The following is a 6111-nucleotide window of genomic DNA, read 5'->3' on the forward strand; positions in this document are numbered from 1 at the left end:
TCCTTTCATATAGGTTTGATTCACTTAATATGATACCTGATGTCACGCCGAATGGCGTTTTTGCATTTACCACCAATTAGGTGGCTAACTTCATTCTATAATCCACCAAAAATTCAGAATTAGCTCTCAGATGCAATGAAAATATGATTGACGTATAGTTGGTCGTTAAAATGTGTCTGAGAGCCAATTTGTATTTTAAAGGTATTTTTGATTAAATCTATAGACTATAATGTAATTATAGTCTATGTAGATTGTTGATATATAAGCTATTTATTTTCAGTATATTTTTATGATAGACTATTATTTAGGTATATTAAGTAACAGTCTATTAGATTTAGGGTGATAATTTTGAAACAATTAGTTCTTCCTATCAAAGATTCGCAAATTTTAACACAGGTCCTTGAGTCATTACGAGATGATTTTAAATATGGAAGAAGAAATTACACAATCTTCCAAGTAGGTAAAGCTACCTTACTTCGAGTAAGTGATGTGATTTCTTTAAAGAAATCTGACGTATTTGATGAAGATGGCCAGATAATGAAAAATGCTTATATAGTGGACAAGAAAACAAAAAAGCAGAACACATTATATCTGCGTCCTGTTGAAAATGATTTATTGGTTTATCAAAACTGGTTAATGAAATATCAAATGAACAACCCAGATATGAAAGTATATGATAGCGAATGGCTATTCCCATCATTCTCAAATCCACACAATCATATTTCTGGCCACACTTACTATGAAATCATGTCCAAAGTAGGGGACTTGCTAGGATTGAATTATCTAGGTACACATACAATGCGCAAAACAGGAGCATATCGTGTATATGAACAATCTAATCACAATATTGGATTAGTTATGAAACTACTTAATCACTCAAGCGAAGCAGTTACTTTGAATTACCTGGGCTTAGATCAAGAATCACGTGAGAAGATTTTGGACAATATTAACTTTGGTGGGTTGCGTTAAAAGTACTATATAATAGGTAGAAACTTTTTGGTTTACTTATTTTTCTTGAATCTTACTACTATATTTAGTCATATTAATAAATGAAAAGAGAGTAGTGAGATTGCGTCTCACTACTCTCAATCGCGAACTTGAATAATTTTAGTGTTTGAAAAGAGATTAGCCTTTACGGTTAGTCTCTTTTACTATTTGGTAAGCTTTTACAAACAATAAAGTTATATTAAGAACTACGGAAAATGGCCTCATTCTTCATTTAATTAAACCAGCGATATAGTAATCATTCGACTGGACGTTGTTTAGTTTCGGGACCGAATAGCCCAACAACCACAGCTCCCAAAACAGTTACCACAGCAATGCCAAAAAATACATAGGTTGGTCCAAAATTGGTTAATGTCCAAACAACAAAGCTTGGCATTAAAACAGCAGCTAGCTTACCAGCACCAGCAGAATATCCTTCTCCACGGAAACGGAATTTGGTCTGGAAAAGTTCAGGAACATATACTGATAGAATGCTGGCATTCATTGCATACATGCAAAGCGTTAATAAGAACCCGACGAGCATGACCATCAAGCTTGTCGTTTGGTAAGCAAAAGTAACACCTAATAGCGCCGTCAACATAAATCCTACAACGATAGTCTTTTTTCGACCGACCCAGTCTACTAACATGGCACCAAAAAAAGCGCCAACTGGAGCACCGACCATCATAACTGTTGATAACATGAAAGAGTGCGCAACATCAATTCCACGTTTAACCAGTAAAGTTGGTACCCAAGAAGTAAAAGTAAATTGAGCTAAAGTCGTTACAACGGCGGCAACAACACCAACGAACAGTCCACGCGCTAAACTGGTAGTTACTCGTTTGCTTTCACCAGAGTTATTTTTAGTGGTGTATGTTCCTCTAACTTCAAGTTGTTTAACTAACTTTTCCGCTTCATCATGACGTCCTTGTGACATGAGCCAACGCGGTGATTCGGGAAAATTATTAAACCGAAGCACCCATAATAATAGGGCCAATACTCCGACAACGAAAAATGGTGCCCGCCAACTATACCGTGGAATCAACAACGTACAAAGTAGTAGTCCAAGCGGAGATCCCAAATTACCAACTACAGAAGCGCCACCAGCCCATCGGCCACGATGAAGAACCGGTGCAAACTCATTTACCAAAGCAAAGCCAGTTACGATTTCTGCGCCTAATCCTAACGATGCAATAAAGCGAAGAAGGGTAAGCATAGTAATATTAGGTGCAAAACCCGCCAATAATGTGAACAAGCCGAATACAAACAAATTTAACGAATATACTTTGTTTCGCCCAAACTTATCGCCGAGAAACCCTGCTAGGATAGAGCCAATGAATAATCCCATAAAGCCGGCTGATAAGAATAATGAACCTTGACCGAGAGTGGCAAAGCCGGCTTTAACAACGGCGGTGTTGGTTGCACTTGCTAAATATACATCTGAAGCATCTAGCATAAGACCCAGTGTAACAAGAACAAAGACTTTATAAAAAAGAGGACTTTCTTTTGCATCATTCATTCTCTGAAGAAGACCAGTATTAAGAGTTGTCGATGACATTTTCATCATAGTAATCGCTCCTTACAATTAATTATTTAAGTATTCTTTCATGGATTCATTGGAGTATTGCTGGTCCAATGAATTCAGTTTATCTAAGCCAACCATTTGATTAAACTCTGGGAATTCAATCATTCTATCTTGGCTATGATCAGTTTTTCCAGTAGTATGCAATTCATTAAGTAACATGCGGTCTGCATATGCATCAACATAGGTTAAGTCATTTGGATGGACCAAGATACGGTATCCCATTTTTTCAAGCTCATCAGCACTTGTCAGTGGCGTATCGCCACCTTCAATCATATTAGCCATCAGTGGAACGTCAGGGAACTCTTTAACAACTTGTCGAAGTTCGTCTTTGCTTTGTGGTGCTTCAACAAAGACCATATCAGCCCCGGCAGCTTTGTATCGCTTGCTACGGTTGATGGCTTCTTCAAGGCCATATGATTGGCGTGCATCTGTTCTTGACATGATAAGGAAATTATCATGATGACGCGCTTCAACAGCAGCTCGCAATTTAGCTTCCAATTCTTCAGTTGGGACTAATTGCTTACCTGCCATGTGACCGCACCTTTTTGGCCATTGTTGGTCTTCCAGGAATAACCCAACTGCTCCGGCTTGCTCAAACGCTTGTACAGTACGCTTAACATTTTCAACATCTCCATAACCTGTATCTGCATCAGCGAATACAGGCACGTTAACTGCTTGACATACACGATTTAATTGATCTAATTGTTGGTTAAAATCTAACACTCCACGGTCTGGCAATCCCAGCAAATCAGAACTTGCTGCATAACCAGCCACGAATAAGGCTTTAAACCCTTGCTGTTCAGCAACTCTGGCAGCTAAAACATCGGGAACAACAACCATATTCGTTAATCGATCACTTTCAAACATCATTTTGCAAAACTTTTCGCGCATTTTTTCCGCTTTTTTCATGTTTCCCCAACTCCTCTCTTTTTAACCAAAAAGGTATTCAACGTTTGATGGGCAATCAAGGGACTGCGGGTTAACAAGGCCAAGTTTCAGATTCACATCTAATTTTTTAACTACTTCATTAGGTACCCCGTTTAATAATGCCCCAGTAGCGCCTAGCTTGGCGGCAGTTGATAGTCGCTTTTGAAGACCATCATTACCATAATCATTGAAGCAATCTAGTTTTACCCAAACTTTGCACCCGTCTTCACTATTAGCGTCAACTGCTGCTTTTACTCTTCCCGCGAAACTATAAAATTGATCTTTTTGCGGCTTAATTGTATTAGAAGGATACTTCTGATCATTTACTAGTACAACATCAGCTCCATAATGTTCTAACTCCTTCACCGTAAAATAAGTATTTAACGGATTTCCAAATCCAGACTGAGCATCAACGAAGAGCTTTTTATTTGTCTTCATACGTAAATATGTTAATTGTTTTGCTACTTCAGAAGCTGCCAATAGTCCTTCATTATGACTTCCAAGTAAATTCCAGGCGAGATCAGAACCACTTAGGAAAAAGAAATTTGAATCTTGACGTGCATATAGATCAGGAACCATACAAACTTTTGCAACCTGCTTAGTCATTTTCAACCAACTCCTTGATATTATTTTATTTAGATAAAAAAAACTCTCTAAGCTGTTTCTACAACTTAGAGAGCGTATTTTACGCGGTACCATCTCATATTCTACACTGCAGGAACTCCTACAATGCCTCAATTGCAAACTAGCATTTGCAACCACTGTAATGGGTGGTAACCAAACTAACCTACTGAATTTCAGCCGTCAACTCTGGAAGGATCTTTTCTCAACGACTTCGACTAACTTTCACCGACCGTTAGCTCTCTGATTCCATCCATTGAAAAAATGTTTCCATCAATGTTTTTCTCATCTAAATTTAATGACTGCGACCATTATAAAGGACGCTATTCCTGAATGTCAACACAAAAAATTAAATTCTTCTAATATTTATCGATCGATATTATTTATTTAAAGGTCAGCTACTATGGGGTAGAGTTGGTTAATAGAACGGTTTATTTTTTAAAGTTAATATTTATATGAAGCACCTTTACATTTTAATGTTATGTTTGCTTTACGAACTGATGTTTGGGTGATAATATATTTCTTGAACAAACAATTGTTCGACCGTAGAGAACGTTTAAATGTTAGGAGCAACACTATGGACTACTCGAATGAACCTTCGGGCGTATTTTTATTGATAGATAACAAGTCATTTTATGCTACTGTTGAATGCTCAATGCGAGGACTAGATCCGTTAACAACACCATTGGTAGTTATGTCGGAAGCTTCTAATACTGGTGGGGGACTGGTGCTTGCGTCGTCTCCAATGGCAAAGAAATTATTCCACATTTCTAATGTTAACCGTAAACGTGACCTACCGAATGATGAGCGACTTATTGTAGTGCCGCCACGCATGAACCTCTATATTCAGAAAAATATCGAGGTGAACCATATTTTTAATCAATATTGCGCCGACGAAGACCTGCTACCGTATTCCATAGATGAATCAATCCTAGACATTACTCATTCTTGGCAGTTATTTGGAAATAATATTCTTCAAGTAATAAGAAAAATTCAGAAACAAGTTAAGGATGAACTTGGGCTGATAACGACTGTGGGGTTGGGCAACAACCCGCTTCAAGCAAAAATCGCTTTAGATATTTATGCCAAGCATAACAGTGAATTTATTGGTGTAATAACTAATCGAACAGTCAAAACAAAAATATGGACCATTCCCGAGATAACAGATGTTTGGGGAATTAACGCAAGGACTAAAGCTAATTTAAGTCGCCTTGGAATTCATAATATGTAAGAATTGACTCATTTCGATCCTTTTATATTGAAACAACGCCTGGGAATAATTGGAACCCAATTGTATGCGACAGCATGGGGAATCGACAGGACTAATCTACAATCAACAATTTTTCCTAAGGATAAGTCTCTTGGTAATTCCCAAGTGCTGTCAAGGGATTATGCCGAGAAAGATGAAATTGAAACGGTAATTAAAGAGATAGGCGCCCAAGTTGCCGCTAGATTACGAGCTCACAACAAGCAATGCAATGGTGTTTATTTGGGGATTGGCTATTCATTAGGAGTAGTTGACCACAATAACGAAACAGGATTTGCTCACTCACTTAAGCTTGTAGCTTCAACTGCCGAGACAGAAACAATTAACAGACAACTAATCTTTATTTTTGAAAAGTTCTGGGACGGTGAAGCCCCAGTTAGAACTATTGCAGTATCTTGTTCCCGGCTAACAAATAGGTATGGCGAACAACTTAACATATTTAATTCGCCAAAGCCAACTGCTATTAGTTTAGAGGAAACAATGGACTCCATTAGAAGAAAATATGGCAAAACGTCAATTATAAGAGCAAGTAGTTTGAAGAAAGGTGGGACGTTCATTGAACGTGCAGGACTTGTGGGCGGACACAATGGCGGACAAAGCTTGGAATAAGAAACAGGGGGAGCTTATTGCTGGCAAGATTGGGAAATTATTTAAGAATATACCTAGAACAAAATATTGGGTATGTATTAACTATTTCAAGCCGGATAATTCTTACTATATATTCTTT

At 37.8% G+C, this 6111-nt stretch carries 4 protein-coding genes and 1 pseudogene; 2 read left to right on the forward strand and 3 right to left on the reverse strand.

Annotated elements, in window-relative coordinates; translation table 11 throughout:
- Positions 1 to 348 precede the first annotated feature (348 nt).
- Positions 349 to 969 (forward strand): tyrosine-type recombinase/integrase, encoded by a 621-nt coding sequence (locus H5975_RS07025; protein ID WP_204785448.1) that lies wholly within the window; start codon positions 349 to 351, stop codon positions 967 to 969.
- Positions 970 to 1243: 274 nt separating this feature from the next.
- Here H5975_RS07025 and H5975_RS07030 read toward each other — a convergent pair whose 3' ends face one another.
- Genes H5975_RS07030 through H5975_RS07040 form a run of 3 tightly spaced genes read right to left on the reverse strand, consistent with a single transcriptional unit; the run spans position 1244 to position 4102 of the window.
- Positions 1244 to 2551: an MFS transporter gene (locus H5975_RS07030; RefSeq protein ID WP_342590540.1), complete on the reverse strand. Its 1308-nt coding sequence runs from the start codon at positions 2549 to 2551 to the stop codon at positions 1244 to 1246.
- 18 nt (positions 2552 to 2569) lie between these two features.
- The gene (locus H5975_RS07035; RefSeq protein WP_204785449.1) at positions 2570 to 3478 is read right to left on the reverse strand and encodes an isocitrate lyase/PEP mutase family protein; all 909 of its coding nucleotides are present in this window, start codon (positions 3476 to 3478) and stop codon (positions 2570 to 2572) included.
- 21 nt (positions 3479 to 3499) lie between these two features.
- Complete coding sequence (locus H5975_RS07040; protein WP_204785450.1) at positions 3500 to 4102, reverse strand: isocitrate lyase/phosphoenolpyruvate mutase family protein; 603 nt, start codon at positions 4100 to 4102, stop codon at positions 3500 to 3502.
- 592 nt (positions 4103 to 4694) lie between these two features.
- On the opposite strand from H5975_RS07040, the pseudogene H5975_RS07045 reads away from it, so the two are divergent.
- A pseudogene (locus H5975_RS07045) lies at positions 4695 to 5993 on the forward strand (Y-family DNA polymerase).
- The last annotated feature ends 118 nt before the right edge of the window (positions 5994 to 6111 follow it).

This window comes from Limosilactobacillus coleohominis, from assembly GCF_016901675.1.
Lineage (GTDB): Bacteria > Bacillota > Bacilli > Lactobacillales > Lactobacillaceae > Limosilactobacillus > Limosilactobacillus intestinavium.

Bases quoted from the DNA above. Each gene is read 5' to 3' on its own strand.
- H5975_RS07035 (WP_204785449.1), bottom strand. From the start codon at position 3,478: ATGAAAAAAGCGGAAAAAATGCGCGAAAAGTTTTGCAAAATGATGTTT.
- H5975_RS07030 (WP_342590540.1), bottom strand. From the start codon at position 2,551: ATGATGAAAATGTCATCGACAACTCTTAATACTGGTCTTCTTCAGAGA.
- H5975_RS07040 (WP_204785450.1), bottom strand. From the start codon at position 4,102: ATGACTAAGCAGGTTGCAAAAGTTTGTATGGTTCCTGATCTATATGCA.